This window comes from Streptomyces griseorubiginosus (assembly GCF_017614965.1).
In the GTDB taxonomy this organism is placed as follows: domain Bacteria; phylum Actinomycetota; class Actinomycetes; order Streptomycetales; family Streptomycetaceae; genus Streptomyces; species Streptomyces griseorubiginosus_B.
In genome coordinates this window covers 1-19425 of sequence record NZ_WVUG01000159.1, presented here as the reverse complement: position 1 = coordinate 19425, position 19425 = coordinate 1, and the positions used below count along the sequence as shown (strand labels likewise).

The 19425-nt window shown below is 69.9% G+C and carries 16 protein-coding genes and 1 pseudogene; 15 read left to right on the top strand and 2 right to left on the bottom strand.

Going from position 1 to position 19425, the window contains the following annotated elements:
• From GRC12_RS26565 to GRC12_RS26550, 4 genes are all read left to right on the top strand, one after another.
• A partial coding sequence (locus GRC12_RS26565) for an MBL fold metallo-hydrolase (RefSeq protein WP_208781883.1) occupies positions 1-527 on the top strand: 527 nt, incomplete at its 5' end.
• 200 nt (positions 528-727) lie between these two features.
• A complete protein-coding gene (locus GRC12_RS26560) occupies positions 728-1090 on the top strand; it encodes a bifunctional 3-phenylpropionate/cinnamic acid dioxygenase ferredoxin subunit (RefSeq protein ID WP_208781882.1) in 363 nt (120 codons plus the stop codon).
• The gene (locus tag GRC12_RS26555; RefSeq protein WP_208781881.1) at positions 1087-2241 is read left to right on the top strand and encodes an NAD(P)/FAD-dependent oxidoreductase; all 1155 of its coding nucleotides are present in this window, start codon (positions 1087-1089) and stop codon (positions 2239-2241) included. Before GRC12_RS26560 ends, GRC12_RS26555 begins: the two co-directional genes overlap by 4 nt.
• 35 nt (positions 2242-2276) lie before the next feature.
• Entirely contained in the window at positions 2277-3413 is a 1137-nt protein-coding gene (locus tag GRC12_RS26550; protein ID WP_208781880.1) for an aromatic ring-hydroxylating oxygenase subunit alpha, read from the top strand.
• Here GRC12_RS26550 and GRC12_RS26545 read toward each other — a convergent pair.
• Positions 3401-4147: an IclR family transcriptional regulator gene (locus tag GRC12_RS26545; RefSeq protein ID WP_208781884.1), complete on the bottom strand. Its 747-nt coding sequence runs from the start codon at positions 4145-4147 to the stop codon at positions 3401-3403. The genes GRC12_RS26550 and GRC12_RS26545 overlap by 13 nt on opposite strands.
• A 244-nt stretch (positions 4148-4391) precedes the next feature.
• Here GRC12_RS26545 and betA point away from each other — a divergent pair, with 244 nt between their 5' ends.
• Positions 4392-6062, top strand: a complete 1671-nt coding sequence (gene betA / locus GRC12_RS26540) for a choline dehydrogenase (RefSeq protein ID WP_208781879.1) — start codon at positions 4392-4394, stop codon at positions 6060-6062.
• A 3-nt stretch (positions 6063-6065) separates the two neighbouring features.
• Positions 6066-6902: a 5,10-methylenetetrahydrofolate reductase gene (locus tag GRC12_RS26535; protein WP_208781878.1), complete on the top strand. Its 837-nt coding sequence runs from the start codon at positions 6066-6068 to the stop codon at positions 6900-6902.
• A gap of 70 nt (positions 6903-6972) precedes the next feature.
• Here the strand turns inward: GRC12_RS26535 and purU are convergent, their stop codons facing one another.
• A complete protein-coding gene (purU, locus tag GRC12_RS26530) occupies positions 6973-7845 on the bottom strand; it encodes a formyltetrahydrofolate deformylase (RefSeq protein WP_208781877.1) in 873 nt (290 codons plus the stop codon).
• A gap of 218 nt (positions 7846-8063) precedes the next feature.
• Between purU and GRC12_RS26525 the strand changes: the two genes are divergently transcribed.
• The 9 genes and pseudogenes from GRC12_RS26525 to GRC12_RS26485 form a co-directional block, all read left to right on the top strand.
• Complete coding sequence (locus GRC12_RS26525) at positions 8064-9533, top strand: aldehyde dehydrogenase family protein (protein ID WP_208781876.1); 1470 nt, start codon at positions 8064-8066, stop codon at positions 9531-9533.
• Positions 9534-9553: 20 nt separating this feature from the next.
• Complete coding sequence (locus GRC12_RS26520; RefSeq protein WP_208781875.1) at positions 9554-10642, top strand: quaternary amine ABC transporter ATP-binding protein; 1089 nt, start codon at positions 9554-9556, stop codon at positions 10640-10642.
• On the top strand, positions 10642-12642 hold the full coding sequence (locus GRC12_RS26515; RefSeq protein WP_208781874.1) for an ABC transporter permease: 2001 nt from the start codon (positions 10642-10644) through the stop codon (positions 12640-12642). The genes GRC12_RS26520 and GRC12_RS26515 overlap by 1 nt, the downstream gene beginning before the upstream one ends.
• 16 nt (positions 12643-12658) lie before the next feature.
• Positions 12659-13630, top strand: a complete 972-nt coding sequence (locus GRC12_RS26510; RefSeq protein WP_208781873.1) for an ABC transporter substrate-binding protein — start codon at positions 12659-12661, stop codon at positions 13628-13630.
• Positions 13631-13842: 212 nt separating this feature from the next.
• The gene (locus tag GRC12_RS26505) at positions 13843-16281 is read left to right on the top strand and encodes a GcvT family protein (protein WP_208781872.1); all 2439 of its coding nucleotides are present in this window, start codon (positions 13843-13845) and stop codon (positions 16279-16281) included.
• 184 nt (positions 16282-16465) lie between these two features.
• Positions 16466-16558 (top strand): annotated as a pseudogene (locus GRC12_RS26500) (bifunctional methylenetetrahydrofolate dehydrogenase/methenyltetrahydrofolate cyclohydrolase); the annotation flags it as partial.
• Complete coding sequence (gene glyA / locus GRC12_RS26495) at positions 16555-17838, top strand: serine hydroxymethyltransferase (RefSeq protein WP_208781871.1); 1284 nt, start codon at positions 16555-16557, stop codon at positions 17836-17838. The pseudogene GRC12_RS26500 and the gene glyA, both read left to right, overlap by 4 nt.
• Complete coding sequence (locus GRC12_RS26490; RefSeq protein ID WP_208781870.1) at positions 17835-19067, top strand: sarcosine oxidase subunit beta family protein; 1233 nt, start codon at positions 17835-17837, stop codon at positions 19065-19067. The genes glyA and GRC12_RS26490 overlap by 4 nt, the downstream gene beginning before the upstream one ends.
• 24 nt (positions 19068-19091) lie before the next feature.
• Positions 19092-19425: sarcosine oxidase subunit delta (locus GRC12_RS26485; protein ID WP_208781869.1), on the top strand; the 334-nt coding region annotated here is incomplete at its 3' end.

Below are 19425 nucleotides of genomic sequence, written 5' to 3'. Positions count from 1 at the left end.
AGGTGATCGTCGTCGACGCCGCGCACGACGCGGACGCCATCGCCGGCGCCGTCGGCGGGCGGAGGCTGCGGGCGATCGTGTGCACCCACGCCCACAACGACCACATCGACGCCGCCCCCGCCCTCGCCGCCCGCACCGGCGCCCCCGTCCTGCTGCACCCCGACGACCTGCCGCTGTGGAAGCAGACCCACCCCGACCGGACGCCGGACGCGGAACTGGCCGACGGGCAGGTGCTGTCCGTGGCGGGTGTCGAGCTGACCGTGCTGCACACCCCCGGCCACGCCCCCGGCGCGGTCTGCCTGTACGCGCCGGCCCTGGGAGCGCTCTTCAGCGGCGACACCCTCTTCGCGGGCGGACCCGGAGCCACCGGACGCTCGTACAGCGACTTCCCGACCATCGTCGAGTCGATCCGCGAGCGGCTGCTGACGCTGCCCGGTGCGACCGTCGTGCACACCGGTCACGGGGAGACGACCACCGTCGGTGCGGAGGCCCCGCACCTGCAGGAGTGGATCGCACGCGGTCACTGACCGTCTGACCTGCCCGGACGTACCGATCGAAGGGTCGACCCCTGCCCTGCATTTGTTGCTTATTGCGATAGAAGTTGCATGAAGAGCAACAATCGGCAGGGTTCGACAAGGCCTCTGAACTCCTTGACAAGGGTTCTGGGGCGACCTCAGACTGATGTTGCGCTTACCGCAATCCGTTTCGCTATACGCACCGAGGTGTCATGATGATTCCCGCGTGCCGTCTCGCGGATCTTCCGCGAGGCGAGGCCTTCCGGCTCGACATCGATCCGCCGGTCTCGGTGTTCCACACCGACGACGGCGAGGTCTTCGCCATCGACGACACCTGCACCCACCAGGACGCCTCGCTCGCCGACGGCTGGCTGGAGGGCTGCGAGGTGGAATGCCCGCTGCACGCCTCGAAGTTCGACCTGCGCACCGGCGCCGTCGACGCCCCGCCGGCCAAGCTCCCGGTGCGTACGCACGAGGTCGTTCTCGAGGACGGGATGATCTACGTGCGGGTGTCCACGGACGCCCCCAACCTGCCGCCCTGCGTCGCCTCCCGGCTGGCCGGAGGTCCCGCGTGAGGACCGTGGCCGTCGTGGGCGCGTCGCTGGCGGGACTGTCGGCGGCGCGCTCGCTGCGGGCGCAGGGCTACGACGGGCGGCTCGTCGTCATCGGCGAGGAGTTCCACCGCCCCTACGACAGGCCGCCGTTGTCCAAGGAGTTCCTGGCCGGCACCCTCGGCGAGGCGGACCTGGGGCTGGAGACCGACGACGAGGACCTGGGGGCCGAATGGCTGCTCGGCGCCCGTGCCGTCGGCCTCGACGCCCGCGACCGTGCCGTGCGCCTCGCCGACGGACGGGAGTTGCGCGCCGACGGCGTCGTCATCGCGACCGGCGCCGCCGCCCGCACCCTGCCCGGCTCCGCGGGGCTGGCCGGGGTGCACACCCTGCGCACCCTGGACGACGCCCGCGCCCTGCGCGACGAACTCGCCCGCGGCGGACGGCTGGTGGTGATCGGCGGCGGCTTCATCGGCGCCGAGGTCGCCTCCACCGCCCGCGCCCTCGGCCTGGACGTGACGGTGGTCGAAGCGGCTCCGACACCGCTGGCCGGCCCCCTGGGCGAGACCATGGGCGCCCTCGTCTCCGCCCTCCACGCCGACCACGGCGTACGACTGCTGTGCGGGGTCGGCGTGAAGGGGCTGGGCGGCGAGAAGCGTGTCGACGCGGTCCTGCTGGAGGACGGCCGGACGGTCCCCGCCGACATCGTGGTCGTCGGCGTGGGGGCACGCCCCTGCGTCGAGTGGCTGGCGGGATCCGGCGTCGACCTCGACAACGGCGTCAAGTGCGGCGCCGACGGCCGCACCAGCCTGGCCGGTGTGGTCGCGGTCGGCGACTGCGCCAACTGGTACGACCCGCGTGCGGGCCTGCACCGCCGCGTCGAGCACTGGACCGGCGCCCGGGAGCGGCCCGGCGCCGCCGTCACCACGCTGCTCGCGGGCGGCGCGGTGGAACCGGGGGTGCCCCGGCCGCCGTACTTCTGGTCCGACCAGTACGGCATAAAGATCCAGTTCGCCGGTCACGCGGCCGGCGCCGACAGCGTGACCATCGAGGAAGGCGCCGCCGAGGACCGCAACGTCCTCGCCGTCTACCGGCGTTCGGGCCGGCCCGTCGCCGTGCTCGGGATGAACCAGCCGCGCCTGTTCACCCGCCTGCGCAAACAGCTCGCCGCGTGAATGATCCCTCCACGACGATTCCCGAGGAGTGCACCGTGACCTCGACCAGCCTGCCGGACAGCCTGATCGCCACCCTGCCCGGCACCTCCTATACGGACCCCGGGATCTTCGCCCAGGAGCAGGAGCGCATCTTCGAGACCATGTGGTTCTGCGTGGCGCGCGCCGCCGAGCTGGCCAAGCCGGGCGCCTTCCGCACCGTCGACGTGGGCCGCGAGAGCATCCTCGTCACCCGCGCCCGGGACAACTCGATCCGCGCGTACTTCAACGTCTGCCGGCACCGCGGGGCCCGGCTCTGCACCGAGGAGACCGGCGAGGTCAAGCGGGCCTTCCAATGCCCGTACCACGCCTGGACGTACGACCTGAACGGCAAGCTCGTCGCCGCCCCCAACCTCACCAAGATGCCCGACGTCGGCCGCACCGAGTACGGCCTGGTGAGCGTCGCCGTGCGCGAGTGGCTGGGCTATGTGTGGGTGTGCCTCGCGGAGAACCCGCCCTCCTTCGAGGAGGACGTGATCGGCGCCGTGGTCGAGCGGCTCGGCGACGTCGAGTCCATCGACCACTACGACATCGACAACCTCTCGGTCGGCCGGCGCATCGTCTACGACGTCAGGGCGAACTGGAAGCTCATCATCGAGAACTTCATGGAGTGCTACCACTGCGCCACGATCCACCCCGAACTGACCGAGGTGCTCCCGGAGTTCGCCGACGGCTACGCCGCCCAGTACTACGTCGGCCACGGCGCCGAGTTCGGTGCGGAGATCCAGGGCTTCACCGTCGACGGCAGCGAGGGGCTGGAGCGCATACCGGGGGTCGCCGAGGACCAGGACCGCCGCTACTACGCGATCACCGTCAAGCCGCAGGTCTTCATCAACCTCGTCCCCGACCACGTCATCTTCCACCGCATGTACCCGGTGGCCGTCGACCGCACGATCGTCGAGTGCGACTGGCTCTACCTCCCGCACGTCGTCGACAGCGGCAAGGACGTCAGTCGCTCCGTGGAGCTCTTCGACCGGGTCAACCGGCAGGACTTCGAGGCGTGCGAGCGCACCCAGCCCGGCATGCACTCCCGGATGTACGCCAAGGGAGGCGTGCTGGTGCCCAGCGAGCACCACATCGGCGCCTTCCACGACTGGGTCAACGAGCGGCTGGGTACGGTGACTCAGCCCAGGTAGCCCATGCGGTGACTGATCTCCTCGGCGCCCTTGAGCAGCACCGGGGCCAGTTCGTGCAGCCGCTCCTCGGTGAAGCGGTACGACGGCCCCGAGGCGCTGAGTGCCGCGATGACCTCGCCGTCCTGGTTGCGGATCGGGGCGGCCATGGCGTGCAGGCCGATCTCCAGCTCCTCCAGGGTGAAGGCGTAGCCGTGCTCCCGTGCGTCGGCGAGGTTCTTCTCCAGCTTCGCCTTCGCGGTGATGGTGTGGGGGGTGACCTTCTTCAGCCCGGCCTCGGCGAGCAGCGCCGCGCGCTCCTTGGTGGGCAGGTGGGCGAGGAGGATCTTGCCGCTGGAGGTGGCGTGCAGCGGGGTCAGCTCGCCGACCCAGTTGTGCGCGGCGACGGCCGCCGGACCGCGCACCTGGTAGAGGTTGATCGCGAAGTGCTCCTGCATCACCGCGATGTTGATGGTCTCGCCGATCTCCTCGGCGAGACGCTCACAGACCGGGCGGCCCTGCTGGGTGATGTCGAGGCGCCCGGTGACCGCGCCGGCCAGCCGCACGATGCCGAAGCCGAGCCGGTACTTGCCGCGCTCGCCGGCCTGCTCCACCAGACCCCGCGCCTCCAGGGCACCGAGCAGCCGGAACGCGGTGGACTTGTGAACGTCGATCTCGGCGGCCACCTCACTGACGCCGGCCTCCCCACGGTGGGCCAGGATCTCGAGGACGCTGATGGCTCGATCGACCGACTGCACCCCGCCGGCCTGCGAATTCGTCGTTTCGGTGTCTTGGCTGTGGTTGCTCACAGCGAAACTATACGCGCAGTACGGTACAAGGCGTTTACCTCGGCGACCGTGACCAGGACCTTTCGCATGGTAAAGGTCGCTCCGACTCCGTTTCGCGCTGAAGGTTAAGTTGCGCGCCACGCAACCTAGTGCGTATAGCGCTACGCGTATTAGCATGCCTCGCGTATCGACGGCGCGAGCGAGACGAGGCACCATGGCTCCCCTGCAGTACGACTTCGTCATCGTCGGCGGCGGTTCGGCAGGCAGCGCACTGGCGAACAGGCTCTCCGCGGACCCGGCCAACCGGGTGCTGGTGCTGGAGGCCGGCCGGTCCGACTACCCGTGGGACGTCTTCATCCACATGCCCGCGGCCCTGACCTACCCGATCGGCAGCCGGTTCTACGACTGGAAGTACGAGTCCGAGCCCGAGCCGCACATGGGCGGACGCCGCGTCTACCACGCCCGCGGCAAGGTGCTCGGCGGCTCCAGCAGCATCAACGGCATGATCTTCCAGCGCGGCAACCCCATGGACTACGAGCGCTGGGCCGCCGACCCCGGGATGGAGACCTGGGACTACGCGCACTGTCTGCCCTACTTCAAGCGCATGGAGAACTGTCTCGCCGCCGACCCGGACGACGAGTTCCGCGGCCACGACGGTCCCCTCGTCCTGGAGCGCGGTCCCGCCACCAACCCGCTCTTCACCGCCTTCCAGAAGGCCACCGAGGAGGCCGGCTACGCCCCGACCGACGACGTCAACGGCTACCGGCAGGAAGGCTTCGCCAAGTTCGACCGCAACGTCCACCGCGGACGCCGGCTGTCGGCCTCCAAGGCGTACCTCAAGCCCGTCAGGAAGCGCCCCAACCTCACCGTCAGGACCCGGACCCTCGTCACCCGCGTCCTGTTCGAGGGCAAGCGCGCCGTCGGCGTCGAGTACCGGCACGGCAGGGGCGCCCCGCAGCAGGTCCGCGCCAGGGAAGTGATCCTGTGCGGCGGCGCGATCAACTCGCCGCAGCTGCTCCAGCTCTCCGGCGTCGGCAACGCGGCGGAGCTGAGCGCCCTCGGCATCGACGTCGTCCACGACCTGCCGGGCGTCGGCGAGAACATGCAGGACCACCTCGAGGTCTACGTCCAGTACGCCTGCAAGCAGCCCGTCTCCCTGCAGCCGTACATGGCGAAGTGGCGCGCCCCCTTCATCGGGCTGCAGTGGCTGTTCCGGAAGGGACCGGCCGCGACCAACCACTTCGAGGCCGGCGGCTTCGCCCGCAGCAACGAGGACGTCGACTACCCCAACCTGATGTTCCACTTCCTGCCGGTCGCCGTCCGCTACGACGGCTCCTCACCGGCCGGCGGCCACGGCTACCAGGTGCACGTCGGACCCATGTACTCCGACGCCATCGGCTCGGTGAAGATCAAGAGCAGGGACCCGCGCGAGCACCCGGCCCTGCGCTTCAACTACCTCTCCACCGAGCAGGACCGCCGGGAATGGGTCGAGGCGATCCGGGTCGCCCGCAGGATCCTCAACCAGCCCGCGCTCGCCCCCTACAACGGTGGTGAGATCTCGCCGGGACCGAAGGTGGAGTCGGACGAGGAGATCCTCGCCTGGGTCGCCAAGGAGGGCGAGACCGCCCTGCACCCGTCCTGCACCTGCAAGATGGGCACGGACGACATGGCCGTCGTCGACCCGACCAGCATGCGGGTGCACGGCGTCGAGGGGCTGCGCGTCGTCGACGCCTCCGTGATGCCGTACGTCACCAACGGCAACATCTACGCGCCGGTGATGATGATCGCCGAGAAGGCCGCCGACCTGATCCTGGGCAAGGAACCGCTCGCTCCGTCGAAGGCCGCGTACTACCGCCACCGCGACGCCCAGAAGCAGGCGGGGTAGGTCTTGGCCGCCACGGGGCTCGGGGCGCTGCTCGGCAGCGTCCGCTACGAGGTGCTGCCGGCCAGGACGACCGAGGAGAAGGTCCTCGCCCATGTCCCGCGTGACGTCGTCGTCACGGTGACGGCGTCGCCGGTCAAGGGCCTGGAGCCGACCCTGGCCCTCACGGAGAGGCTCGCCGCGCACGGCTACCGCGTCGTCCCGCACGTCCCGGCACGGCTGCTGCGGGACGAGGTGCACCTCAAGGAGGTCGCGGCCCGGCTGCGCGAGGCCGGCGTGGACGACGTGTTCGTCCCGGCCGGCGACGCCGATCCGCCGGCCGGGGTGTACGACGGCGCGCTGCCGGTGCTGCGGGCGCTGAGCGAGCTGGGCAGCCCCTTCGCGCACCGGGGGATCACCGGATATCCGGAGAGCCATCCCCTCATCCACGACGACGTCACGATCCAGTCCATGTGGGACAAGCGCGAGCACGCCACGTACATCGTCAGCAACCTCTGCTTCGATCCGCGGGTGCTGGCGGAGTGGATCGCGCGGGTGCGGCGCCGGGACGTCACCCTGCCCCTGTACGTCGGTGTCGCCGGACCCGTGCAGCGCGCGAAGCTGCTCGCGATGGCCACGAAGATCGGCGTGGGGGAGTCGACCCGCTTCCTGACCAAGCACGCGTCGTGGTTCCTGCGCTTCGCCGCCCCCGGCGGCTACTCGCCGCAGAGACTGCTGGAGCGCTGCGAGCAGGCCCTGACCGCGCCGTCGGCGGGGGTGGCGGGCCTGCACCTGTTCACCTTCAACCAGATCGCCGAGACGGAGGCCTGGCGCCGGTCCCTGCTGGACCGACTCGGCCGCTGATCGCCGTATACGACGAAGGGGCGGGCCTGTGTCTTGGGCCCGCCCCTCGGCTGTGTCGTCCGTGTCCCGCTCAGCGGAAGACCACCGTGCGGTTGCCGTCGACCATCACCCGGCTCTCGCTGTGCCACTTCACGGCGTGTGCCAGGACCTGTGCCTCGACGTCACGGCCGACCGTGACCAGTTCGCCGGGGTCGAGGGAGTGGTCCACGCGGACCACGTCCTGCTCGATGATCTGGCCCTCGTCCAGGTCCGGCGTGACGTAGTGCGCCGTCGCGCCGACCAGCTTCACGCCCCGGTCGTAGGCCTGCTCGTAGGGGCGGGCGCCCTTGAAGCTGGGGAGGAAGGAGTGGTGGATGTTGATGGCGCGGCCCTCGAGCTGCTTGCACAGGTCGTCGGAGAGGATCTGCATGTAGCGGGCCAGGACGACGAGGTCCACGTCCAGTTCGCGCACCAGCTCAAGGAGCCGTGCCTCGGCCTCGGGCTTGGTGTCCCGGGTGACCGGGACGTGGTGGAAGGGGACGCCGTAGGTCTCCGCCAGGCTCTCGAAGTCCCGGTGGTTGGAGACGATCGCCGGGATCTCGATGTTCAGGGCGCCGGTGCGCTTGCGGAAGAGCAGGTCGTTCAGACAGTGCCCGAACCTGGACACCGTGATCAGCGTCCGGGTCGGGGTGGCGGCGTCCCGCAGCGTCCAGGAGATGTGGTGGGCCTCGGCGACGGGTCCGAACCGGTAACGCAGATGTTCCAGTCCGACGCTCGGATCGGAAACATCGAAGTGGACCCTCATGAAGAAACGGCCCTGGAGCCGGTCGTCGAACTGCTGGCTCTCCAGGATGTTGCCCGAGTTGCGGACGAGGAACCCGCTCACGGCATGGACGAGGCCCGCGCTGTCGGGACACGAGAGGGTGAGGACGTACTCACGGCCGGGCTGGGGACGAGGGGACATGGGTGGCCTCCGTCGGTGCGTAATGCACAACTTGGTGAGCGATACGCAACATGCTCCAAGCGGAAGGGTCCTTCGGTCAAGAGAGAACGGACGGTCGGGCCCTTGCTGAATCGTCATCGGCGAACCTCTTGACGTATGTCTTCACATTCGCCAAGGTGTTCCACCACAAGCAATTGGATGCACGATGCGCAACGCATTTCGGTTGAAGGGCTGGGCGCGTGGCAGACCTGTATCTGGACGGTGAATGGCGGGAGCCGGTGGCCGGCGGCCGCCGCGAGATCCGATGTCCCGCCGACGGCACGCTCGCCGCGACCGTATCGGAGGGCACCCGTGCCGACACCGAGGCGGCGATCGCCGCGGCCCGCCGCGCCTTCGACGAAGGACCCTGGCCGCACACCCCCGAGCGGGAACGCGGCGCCCTGCTGCTGCGCACCGCCGACATCATCGAGCGCGACGCCAAGGAGTTCGCCCGCGCCGAGTCGCTGGACACCGGCAAACGCCTGGTGGAGAGCGAGTACGACATCGCCGACGTGGTCTCCTGCTTCCGTTACTACGGCGGCCTCGGCGGCACCGACGCCGGCCGCGTGATCGACACCGGCCGCGACGACGCCATCAGCCGCGTGGTCTACGAGCCGGTCGGCGTGTGCGGACTGATCACCCCCTGGAACTACCCGCTGCTGCAGGCCAGTTGGAAGGTCGCCCCGGCTCTGCTGGCCGGCAACACGATCATCCTCAAGCCCAGCGAACTCACCCCCTCGACCTCCGTCCTGCTGATGAAGGCGCTTCAGGAGGCGGGAGTTCCCGCGGGTGTGGCCAATCTCGTGCTGGGCGCGGGCCCCGAGGTGGGCGCGCCCCTCTCCGAGCACCCGGCGGTCGACATGGTCTCCTTCACCGGCGGCCTGAACACCGGCCGGCACATCATGGCGACCGCCGCCGCCACGGTGAAGAAGGTCGCTCTCGAACTGGGCGGCAAGAACCCCAACGTCGTCTTCGCCGACGCCGACTTCGACACCGCCGTCGACTTCGCCCTGACCGCGGTCTTCCTGCACTCCGGGCAGGTCTGCTCGGCCGGCGCGCGGCTGATCGTCGAGGACTCGCTGCACGACCGCTTCGTCGACGAGGTCGTCCGTCGCGCCCGGCGGATCCGCCTCGGCGGCCCCTTCGATCCCGACGCCGAGACCGGCGCGCTGATCTCCGCGCAGCACCTGGCGAAGGTCGAGGCGTACGTCGCGGCGGGCCTGGCGGAGGGCGCCGTACTGCGCTGCGGCGGTGCCCGGCCCGACGACCCGGCCCTCGCGGGCGGCCACTACTACCCGCCGACCGTCCTCGATGAGTGCACACAGGACATGCGGGTGGTGCACGAGGAGTCCTTCGGGCCCGTGCTCACCGTGGAGCGTTTCACCGACGAGGACGACGCCGTTCGCATCGCCAACGACACCGAGTACGGCCTCGCCGGCGCCGTCTGGACCCAGGACGCCGGCAAGGCCCAGCGCCTGGCCCGGCGGCTGCGCCACGGCACCGTGTGGATCAACGACTACCACCCCTATGTGCCGCAGGCGGAGTGGGGTGGCTTCGGGCATTCGGGCGTGGGCCGGGAGTTGGGACCGACCGGCCTGAACGAGTACCGAGAGCCCAAGCATGTCTGGCAGAACATCCAACCCCGGCCGCAGCACTGGTTCCGCGGCTGAACGCCGAAAAGAGGTCGATCGTGACCCCCACACAGACCGAGGTGCCGCAGCGGCGCGGCACGCCCCAGGACTCGGACGGCACTCCGGTCATATCCGTGCGCAGGCTGTGGAAGGTGTTCGGACCCAAGGCCGAGAAGGTGCCGGAGTCCGAGGAACTGTGCGGTCTCTCCCGCCGGGAGCTGATGGACCGCACCGGATGCACCGCCGCCGTGCGCGACGTCAGCTTCGACGTGGCGCCCGGCGAGGTCTTCGTCGTCATGGGCCTGTCGGGTTCCGGCAAGTCCACCCTGGTGCGCTGTCTGACCCGGCTGATCGAACCCACCACGGGTGAGGTCGTCTTCGAGGGCCAGGACATCCGGGAGGCGGACGCGGCCCGGCTGCGGGACCTGCGGCGCCGCAAGTTCTCCATGGTCTTCCAGCACTTCGGGCTGCTGCCGCACCGCCGGGTCGTCGACAACGTGGCCTTCGGCCTGGAGATCCGCGGCATGAGCAGGGCGGAGCGCACCAAGCGCGCCCTGGAGGTCGTGGAACTGGTCGGTCTTTCCGGTTACGAGAAGTCGTATCCCGACCAGCTGTCCGGCGGTATGCAGCAGCGCGTCGGTCTGGCACGGGCCTTGGCGGGCGACCCGGACGTCCTCTTCTTCGACGAGCCCTTCTCCGCGCTGGACCCGCTCATCCGGCGCGACATGCAGAACGAGGTCATCCGGCTGCACCACGAGGTCGGCAAGACCATGGTGTTCATCACCCACGACCTCTCCGAGGCGCTCAAGCTGGGCGACCGCATCCTCATCATGCGGGACGGGAAGATGGTCCAGTGCGGCACCGGCGACGAGCTGGTGGGAGCCCCCGCCGACGACTACGTCCGTGAGTTCGTCAAGGACGTGCCGCGCGGAGACGTCCTCACCCTGCGCTGGATCATGCGCGCCCCGGAGGACGGCGACGAACTCGACGGCCCCGAGCTGGGCCCGGACGTCGTGGTCAAGGAGGCCACCCGGGCCGTCCTGGCCGCCGACAAGCCGGTCAAGGTCGTCGAGAACGGCAAGCTGCTCGGCATCGTCGGCGACGAGGAGATCCTGTCGGTCGTCGCCGGGCAGGAAGGCGGCGCCTGATGACCGTCGCCATAGAGAAACCGGAGCAGACGGAGGCCGCGCCACCGGCCGCGCCCGCAAGGAGCGTGCGCAAGGTCGGCCGGCCCGTGGTCATCGCCGCGATCCTCGTCGTCTGGCTGGTGCTCTTCGCCGTCCTGCGCGGCAAGCAGACCCTGTCGCTGGCGGTGGCGGATCTGACCGACCTGCACCGGTGGCTCAACGACCTCAACGACTCCATCGGCGCCAACCGCAACTCCAACCCGCTCTTTCTGTACTTCTTCAACGAGATCCGGCTGGTCATCGACAACCTCGTGACCTTCGTCCAGCACCTGATCTCCCAGCCGTCGGGGGCCCGCCCGGTCCCGCAGATCGGCTGGCTCGGTGTCGTCGGCCTCGCCGGATTCGTCTCCTGGGCCCTGGGCAACTGGAAGGTCGCCCTGCTGGCCGTGGCCGGTCTTACCTTCCTCGGGCTGCAGGGCCTGTGGCAGGAGAGCATGGACACCCTGGCGCTCACCCTGTGCGCGGTGTTCGTGGCACTGCTCTTCGCGATCCCGCTCGGGGTGTGGGCCGGACTCTCGGACCGCTTCAACCGGTTCATCACACCGTTCCTGGACTTCATGCAGACGATGCCGACCTTCGTCTACCTGGCGCCGCTGACCCTGTTCTTCCTCATCGGCGGTGCGTCGGCCACCATCGCCACCGTGATCTACGCGGCCCCGCCGACGATCCGCATCACGGCGCACGCCATCCGCAACGTGTCGAAGACGACCGTCGAGGCGGCCGACTCCCTCGGTGCCACGCGCCGTCAGTCGCTGCTGAAGGTCCTGCTGCCGATGTCCAAGCGGACCGTGGTGATGGGCGTCAACCAGACCATCATGGCCGCCCTGGCCATGGTCACCATCGCGGCCCTGATCAACGCGCCGGGCCTCGGCGTCAACGTCCTGCAGGCGCTGCAGTCGCTCGACGTCGGCACGGCCTTCAACGCGGGCCTCGCCATCGTGATCCTGGCGATCGTGCTGGACCGGGTCACCACCGCGGCCGCCGCGCGCGAGGAGAACGCGCGCAACGCCAGGCACGACCTCACCAGGTGGCGCCCTGCCCTGCTGGGCGCCGGCGCCGTGGTCACGGTGGTCCTGATCTACCTCTCGCACACCTACCTGTGGGCGGCCGACTTCCCCGGCGACGGCACCGTCGGCAGCCACATCGCGAGTGCGACGGACACCGCGGCCACCTGGGTGCAGGACAACCTGTCGGGCCTGACCAACGCCTTCCGTGACGGCATCACCAACGGCCTGCTCAACCCGTTCCAGACCCTGCTCACCGACTCCCCGTGGTGGCTGGTCGGCGCGGTGCTGATCGCCCTCGCCATGGTGCTGGGCGGCTGGAAGTCCGGGGTCACCACCGCCGTGTGCGTGGGGCTGCTGGTCGCCACCGGCGTGTGGTCGGACGCCATGACCACGCTCGCCTCGACGATCGTCGCGACGGTACTGGTGATGATCCTCGGCGTCGTCTTCGGCGTGTGGATGGGTCGCAGCGCGCTGGTGGACCGGACGATCCGGCCCACCCTGGACGCGGCCCAGGTCATGCCGCCCTTCGTCTACCTGGTGCCGTTCCTCGCACTGTTCGGCGCCACCCGCTTCACGGCCATCGTCGCCGCGATCGTCTACGGCGCCCCGGTGGCCATGAAGATCATCGCGGACGGGATCCGGGCGGTGCCCGAGACCACCGTGGAGGCGGCCACCTCCGCCGGGTGCAACACCTGGCAGATCATCACCAAGGTCCAACTGCCGATGTCACGCAGTGCCCTGACGCTCGCGACCAACCAGGGCCTGATCTACGTGCTGTCGATGGTTGTTGTGGGCGGCCTGGTAGGAGCAGGAGCCCTCGGCTACGACGTCGTGGCCGGATTCTCGCAGGTCGAGCTGTACGGCAAGGGGCTGGCGGCAGGGCTCGCCATCGTACTGCTCGGAGTCATGTTCGACCGGATCACTCAGGCCGCGGCGCGACGCGCCGGCGCTTAAAGGAGCAGGACACACCATGGCAAGACACTGGCGAGCCGGCGCGGCCGGCCTGGCCGTCCTCGGCCTCACCCTCACCGCCTGCGGCGGCGCGAAGGTCGGCGACACCTCGTCGGGCTCCGGCAGCAGCTCGGGCAGCTCCGGCAAGTGCGGCACCTTCAACCTCGCGGTCAACCCCTGGGTGGGTTACGAGGCCGACGCGGCGGTCGTCGCGTACGTCGCCCAGCACAACCTCGGCTGCACGGTCAACAAGAAGAACCTGAAGGAACAGATCGCCTGGCAGGGCTTCGGCACCGGCGAGGTGGACGCCGTGCTGGAGAACTGGGGCCACGCCGACCTGGTGAAGAAGTACATCGACCAGCAGAAGACCGCCGTGGACGCCGGCCAGACCGGCAACAAGGGCATCATCGGCTGGTACGTGCCGCCGTGGCTGGCCAAGGCCCACCCGGACATCCTCGACTACAAGAACCTCAACAAGTACGCGGCGAAGTTCAAGACGTCCGAGTCGGGCGGCAAGGGCCAGCTCCTGGACGGCGACCCGTCCTACGTCACCAACGACGCGGCGCTGGTGAAGAACCTGAACCTCAACTTCAAGGTGGTCTACGCGGGCAGTGAGGCCGCCCTCATCACGGCCTTCCGCGACGCCGAGAAGAACAAGAAGTGGGTCATCGGCTACTTCTACGAGCCGCAGTGGTTCCTTTCCGAGGTGCCGCTGAAGAAGGTCAGTCTGCCCGCGTACAAGACGGGCTGTGACGCGGACGCGGCCAAGGTCGCCTGCGACTACCCCGTCTACAACCTCAACAAGATCGTCAGCGCGAAGTTCGCCAAGTCCGGCAGCCCCGCCTACAACCTGGTGAAGAACTTCAACTGGACGAACGACGACCAGAACGAGGTCGCCAAGTACATCGCCCAGGACAAGCTGTCCGACGACGCGGCCGCCAAGAAGTGGGTCGACGCCAACAAGGACAAGGTGGACGCCTGGCTCAAGTAGCCCACGGCACGAACCGGTCGGACCTGCCCGGCGGGCGGTGCGCGCAGCAGCGCACCGCCCGCCGGGCATTGCCGTGTTCCGGCCCTGACGGGCCGTTTTCCGACGTCACGGACCCCTTGACACCCCCTCCCGACGGCAGGCACGCTGAGTTGCGCAACCTGAATCGTGTTGCGTAGGCAGCAACTGACCGGTTTGATTTCGGAGGTGCGGCGATGGCGGGACCCCGAGTGGTGATCATCGGAGCGGGCGTCGTGGGTGCGGCCCTCGCGGACGAGATCTCCGCACGAGGCTGGACCGAAGTGACCGTGGTCGACCAGGGCCCCCTCCCGGCCACCGGAGGATCCTCGTCGCACGCTCCCGGCCTGGTCTTCCAGACGAACTCGTCGAAGACCATGACCGAGCTGGCCCGCTACACCGTCGAGAAGTTCTGCTCCCTCGACGTCGACGGCAAGCCCTGCTTCCTGCAGGTCGGCGGCCTCGAGGTGGCCACCACCCCCGAGCGCCTGACGGAACTGCACCGCCGGCACGGCTGGATCACCGCCTGGGGCGTCGAGGCCCGCCTGCTGACCCCCGACGAGTGCGTCGAGCAGCACCCCCTGGTCGACCGTGACAAGGTCCTCGGCGGCCTCCTGGTCCCCACCGACGGCCTGGCCAAGGCCGTCCTCGCGGTCGAGGCCCAGATCCGCCGGGCCACCGGGCGCGGCGTACGCTTCCTCGCCCGCCACGAGGTCCTCGACGTCCTCCAGGCCGACGGCGAGGTCACCGGCGTCCGCACCGACCACGGCGATCTCGACGCCGACATCGTCGTGTGCTGCGCCGGCATCTGGGGCCCCAGGATCGCCCGCATGGCCGGCATGAACCTCCCGCTGACCCCGCTCGCCCACCAGCTCGCCTGGACCGGCCCCATTCCCGCCCTCGCCGGCCAGACCGAGGAGGCGGTCCGCCCGATCCTGCGCCACCAGGACGCCGACCTCTACTACCGCGACCGCTTCGACGGCATCGGCATCGGCTACTACGGCCACCGCCCCATGCCGATCTCGGCGGACGACATCCTCTCCGTGGACGCGGCCGACCAGATGCCCTCGGTGCTGAAGTTCACCGAGGAGGACTTCGCGCCCGCCTGGACCGAGACACAGTCCCTGCTCCCCGCGACCCAGGACGCGAAGATCGAGGAGGGCATCAACGGCCTCTTCTCCTTCACCACCGACAACTTCCCGCTGCTCGGCGAGTCCCCGGACGTCAAGGGCTTCTGGGTCGCCGAGGCCGTCTGGGTCACCCACTCCGCGGGCGTGGGCCGGGCGATGGCCGAGTGGCTGGTCGACGGCCACTGCTCGTCCTTCGACCTGCACGAGTGCGACGTCAACCGCTTCGAACCGCACCAGCTGACCCCCGAGTACGTCCTGGCCCGCGACTGCCAGAACTTCGTCGAGGTCTACGACATCCTCCACCCGCTGCAGCCGAGTGGAAAGCCGCGCCCGATCCGCAAGAGCCCCTTCCACACCCGCCAGCAGGAGCACGGCGCGTTCTTCCTGGAGGCGAACGGCTGGGAGCGCCCGCAGTGGTACGAGGCCAACGCCCGCCTGGTGGAAGGCCGTTCCATCCCCACCCCCAACGACTGGGCGGCGCGGTACTGGTCGCCGATCGTCGGCGCCGAGGCCCAGGCCACCCGTGAGACCGTCGCCCTGTACGACATGACCGCCCTCAAGCGCCTGGAGGTCAGCGGCCCCGGTGCCGCCGACTTCCTGGAGCGGCTGGTCACCGGCAAGGTCGCCAAGTCGGTCGGCTCGGTGACGTACACGCTGCTCCTGGACCACGACGGCGGCATCCGCAGCGACATCACGGTGGCGCGGCTGGCCCGCGACCTGTTCCAGGTCGGCGCCAACGGCAACCTGGACCTCGACTGGTTCACCCGCCACCTGCCGGCCGACGGCACGGTCCAGGTCCGTGACATCACGCCCGGCACCTGCTGCATCGGCCTGTGGGGGCCGCTGGCCCGCAAGGTCCTGCAGCCGCTGACGGACGAGGACTTCTCCAACGACGGGCTGAAGTACTTCCGCGCCAAGCGCGCCCACATCGGCTCCGTCCCGGTCACCGCCATGCGCCTGTCGTACGTCGGTGAGCTCGGCTGGGAGCTGTACACCACCGCCGACCTGGGCGAGAAGCTCTGGGACACGCTGTGGGCGGCGGCCGAACCGCTGGGCGGCGTCATCGCCGGCCGCGGCGCCTTCAACAGCCTGCGCCTGGAGAAGGGCTACCGGTCCTTCGGCACCGACATGACCTACGAGCACGACCCGTACGAGGCCGGCGTGGACTTCGCCGTCAAGCTCGACAAGCCGGACTTCATCGGCAAGGCGGCGCTGCTGCACCGCAGGGAGAACGTGGGGCGCAGGCTGACCTGCCTCACCATCGACGACCCGCGGTCGGTCGTCCTCGGCAAGGAGCCGGTGTACGACGGCGAGCGGGCCGTCGGTTACGTCACCAGCGCGGCGTACGGCTACACGATCGGCAAGGGGATCGCGTACGCCTGGCTCCCGACGGAGCTGGCCGCGCCGGGGACGGTGCTGCACATCGGGTATTTCGACCAGCGGGTGGAGGCCGTGGTCACCGAGGAGCCGTTGTTCGACCCGACCATGTCCCGTCTCCGTGGTTAGCCGTCAAGGACAAGGAGCACCACCGGTGACCGCACAACTCTCAGGCAGAGCCGGGTCCGGTTCGGCAGCGCCCCGAAGGGGCGCGGGGCTGTGTCACCGTGCGGCTCCGCCGCGGGGCGCGACCAGCCACGATGGCGCCGCTGCCGCCCGACCGGCTGTCGCGGCCCGTCCCGCGGAGCGCTGGGCGCCGGTGCCCGGGGGCGTGGGCCCCATGACCCGGGCGATGTCGCCCGCCAACGTCGTCGAGGCCGCCGAGAGGAACGCGAACGCCGTATGAACGCGCTGAACACCCCCCTGGCGGAGCTGGACCCCGAGGTCCACGCGGCCCTGCGGGCCGAGCTGCACCGCCAGCAGTCCACCCTCGAGATGATCGCCTCCGAGAACTTCGCCCCCACCGCCGTGATGGAGGCCCAGGGCTCGGTCGCCACCAACAAGTACGCCGAAGGCTATCCCGGCCGCCGCTACTACGGCGGCTGCGAACACGTCGACGTCACCGAGCGGTTGGCGATCGAACGGATCAAGTCCCTGTTCGGTGCCGGGTACGCCAACGTCCAGCCGCACTCCGGCGCCCAGGCCAACACCGCCGTGTTCTTCGCCCTGTTGCGGCCCGGCGACACCGTCCTCGGCCTCGACCTCGCGCACGGCGGCCATCTCACCCACGGCATGCGCATCAACTACAGCGGCAAGATGCTCAACGTCGTGCCCTACCACGTCTCCGAGGCCGACAACCTGGTCGACCTGGACGAGGTCGAGCGCCTCGCCAAGGAACACCGCCCCAAGATGATCATCGCGGGCTGGTCGGCGTACCCCCGGCACCTGGACTTCGCGGCCTTCCGCCGGATCGCCGACGAGGTCGGCGCCCTGCTGATGGTCGACATGGCGCACTTCGCCGGCCTGGTCGCGGCGGGCCTGCACCCGAACCCCGTACCGCACGCCCACGTCACCACGACCACCACCCACAAGACCCTCGGCGGCCCGCGCGGCGGAGTGATCCTCACCGACGACGCCGACCTCGCCAAGAAGATCAACTCGGCGGTGTTCCCCGGCATGCAGGGCGGCCCGCTGGAGCATGTCATCGCGGCGAAGGCGGTCTCCTTCAAGGTCGCCGCGTCACCGGAGTTCGCCGAGCGGCAGGCGAGGACCCTCGCCGGAGCCCGCGTCCTCGCCGAGCGTCTGACCCGACCGGACGCGACGGCCGCGGGCGTGAAGGTGCTCACCGGCGGCACCGACGTCCACCTGGTCCTCGTCGACCTGCGCGAATCCCCGCTGGACGGCCGCCAGGCGGAGGACCTGCTCCACGAGATCGGCATCACCGTCAACCGCAACGCCGTGCCCTTCGACCCGCGCCCGCCCATGGTCACCTCGGGCCTGCGCATCGGCACCCCCGCCCTCGCCACCCGGGGCTTCACCAAGGAGGACTTCGCCGAGGTGGCGGACGTCATCGCCCTCGCCCTCCAGCCGGAACCCGACGTGGCGGCCCTGCGCGCCCGCACCGAGGCGCTGGCCGCCAAGCACCCGCTCTACCCGCATCTGTCCGACAACGGAGACGCCCGATGAGCCCCCGCACCCCCGGCGCCGAGCTTCCCGAACACCCCGACTGGCTGTGGCGCACGCCCGAGCCGAAGCGCTCGTACGACGTCGTCATCGTCGGCGGCGGCGGACACGGCCTCGCCACCGCCCACTACCTGGCGAGGAACCACGGCATCACCAACGTCGCCGTGCTGGAGAAGGGCTGGCTGGCGGGCGGCAACATGGCCCGCAACACCACGATCATCCGCTCCAACTACCTGTGGGACGAAAGCGCCGGCATCTACGAGCACGCCCTCAAGCTCTGGGAGGGCCTGGCCGAGGAGCTGGACTACCCGATCCTCTTCTCCCAGCGCGGCGTGCTCAACCTGGCCCACAGCCTCCAGGACGTCCGCGACAGCGTGCGCCGCGTCGAGGCCAACCGCCTCAACGGCGTCGACGCGGAGTGGCTGGACGCGGACGGCGTCAAGGACGTCTGCCCGATCGTCAACACCTCACCCGACGTCCGCTACCCGGTCCTCGGCGGCACCTACCAGCCGCGCGCCGGCATCGCCAAGCACGACCACGTGGCCTGGGGCCTGGCCCGGTCGGCGGACGCGGCCGGCGTCGACATCATCCAGAACTGCGAGGTGACGGGCCTGGACGTGGTCGGCGGCCGGGTGGTGGGCGTGCGGACCAGCCTCGGCCCGATCTCCGCGGGCAAGGTGGCGCTCTGCTCGGCGGGCCACACCTCCGTACTCGCCGCCATGGCCGGCATCGAACTCCCGCTCCAGAGCCACCCGTTGCAGGCGCTGGTGTCGGAACTGCTGGAGCCGGTCCACCCGACCGTCGTCATGTCCAACGCGGTCCACGTGTACGTCAGCCAGGCGCACAAGGGCGAGTTGGTGATGGGCGCGGGCATCGACGCGTACAACTCCTACACGCAGCGCGGCGCGTTCCACATCATCGAGGAGCAGATGTCGGCGGCGCTGGAGCTGTTCCCGGTCTTCGCCCGCGCCCACGTCCTGCGCACCTGGGGCGGCATCGTCGACGTCAGCCCCGACGCCTCACCGATCGTCGGCCTCACCCCCGTGGACAACCTCTACCTCAACTGCGGCTGGGGCACGGGCGGTTTCAAGGCCACCCCGGGCGTCGGCTGGGTCTACGCCCACACCATCGCCCACGACACGCCCCACCCCCTCAACGCCCCCTTCTCGCTCGACCGTTTCACCACCGGCGCGCTCGTCGACGAGCACGGCGCGGCCGCGGTGGCCCACTAGGGACCCTCAAGGGAGCCGAACGACATGCTGCTCATCCCCTGCCCGTGGTGCGGCCCGCGCGACGAGGCCGAGTTCCACTACGGCGGCCAGGCCCATGTGCCGTACCCGGAGAACCCGGCGTCCCTCACCGACGAGGAGTGGGCCAGGTACCTCTTCTTCCGCGCCAACCCCAAGGGCCCCTTCGCGGAACGCTGGTCCCACGCGGCGGGCTGCCGCCGCTGGTTCAACGCGGTACGGGACACGTCGACGAACGAGATCCTGGCCGTCTATCGGGCGGGGGAGGAGCGACCGGAGACTCCGGAGCCACGCTCAGCCAATCCAGCCCGTCCGGCGGTTGAGGACGAGGCCCCTTCAGGGC

Bases quoted from the DNA above. Each gene is read 5' to 3' on its own strand.
- GRC12_RS26560 (WP_208781882.1), top strand. From the start codon at position 728: ATGATGATTCCCGCGTGCCGTCTCGCGGATCTTCCGCGAGGCGAGGCC.
- betA (WP_208781879.1), top strand. From the start codon at position 4,392: ATGGCTCCCCTGCAGTACGACTTCGTCATCGTCGGCGGCGGTTCGGCA.
- purU (WP_208781877.1), bottom strand. From the start codon at position 7,845: ATGTCCCCTCGTCCCCAGCCCGGCCGTGAGTACGTCCTCACCCTCTCG.
- GRC12_RS26515 (WP_208781874.1), top strand. From the start codon at position 10,642: ATGACCGTCGCCATAGAGAAACCGGAGCAGACGGAGGCCGCGCCACCG.
- GRC12_RS26510 (WP_208781873.1), top strand. From the start codon at position 12,659: ATGGCAAGACACTGGCGAGCCGGCGCGGCCGGCCTGGCCGTCCTCGGC.
- GRC12_RS26505 (WP_208781872.1), top strand. From the start codon at position 13,843: ATGGCGGGACCCCGAGTGGTGATCATCGGAGCGGGCGTCGTGGGTGCG.
- glyA (WP_208781871.1), top strand. From the start codon at position 16,555: ATGAACGCGCTGAACACCCCCCTGGCGGAGCTGGACCCCGAGGTCCAC.
- GRC12_RS26490 (WP_208781870.1), top strand. From the start codon at position 17,835: ATGAGCCCCCGCACCCCCGGCGCCGAGCTTCCCGAACACCCCGACTGG.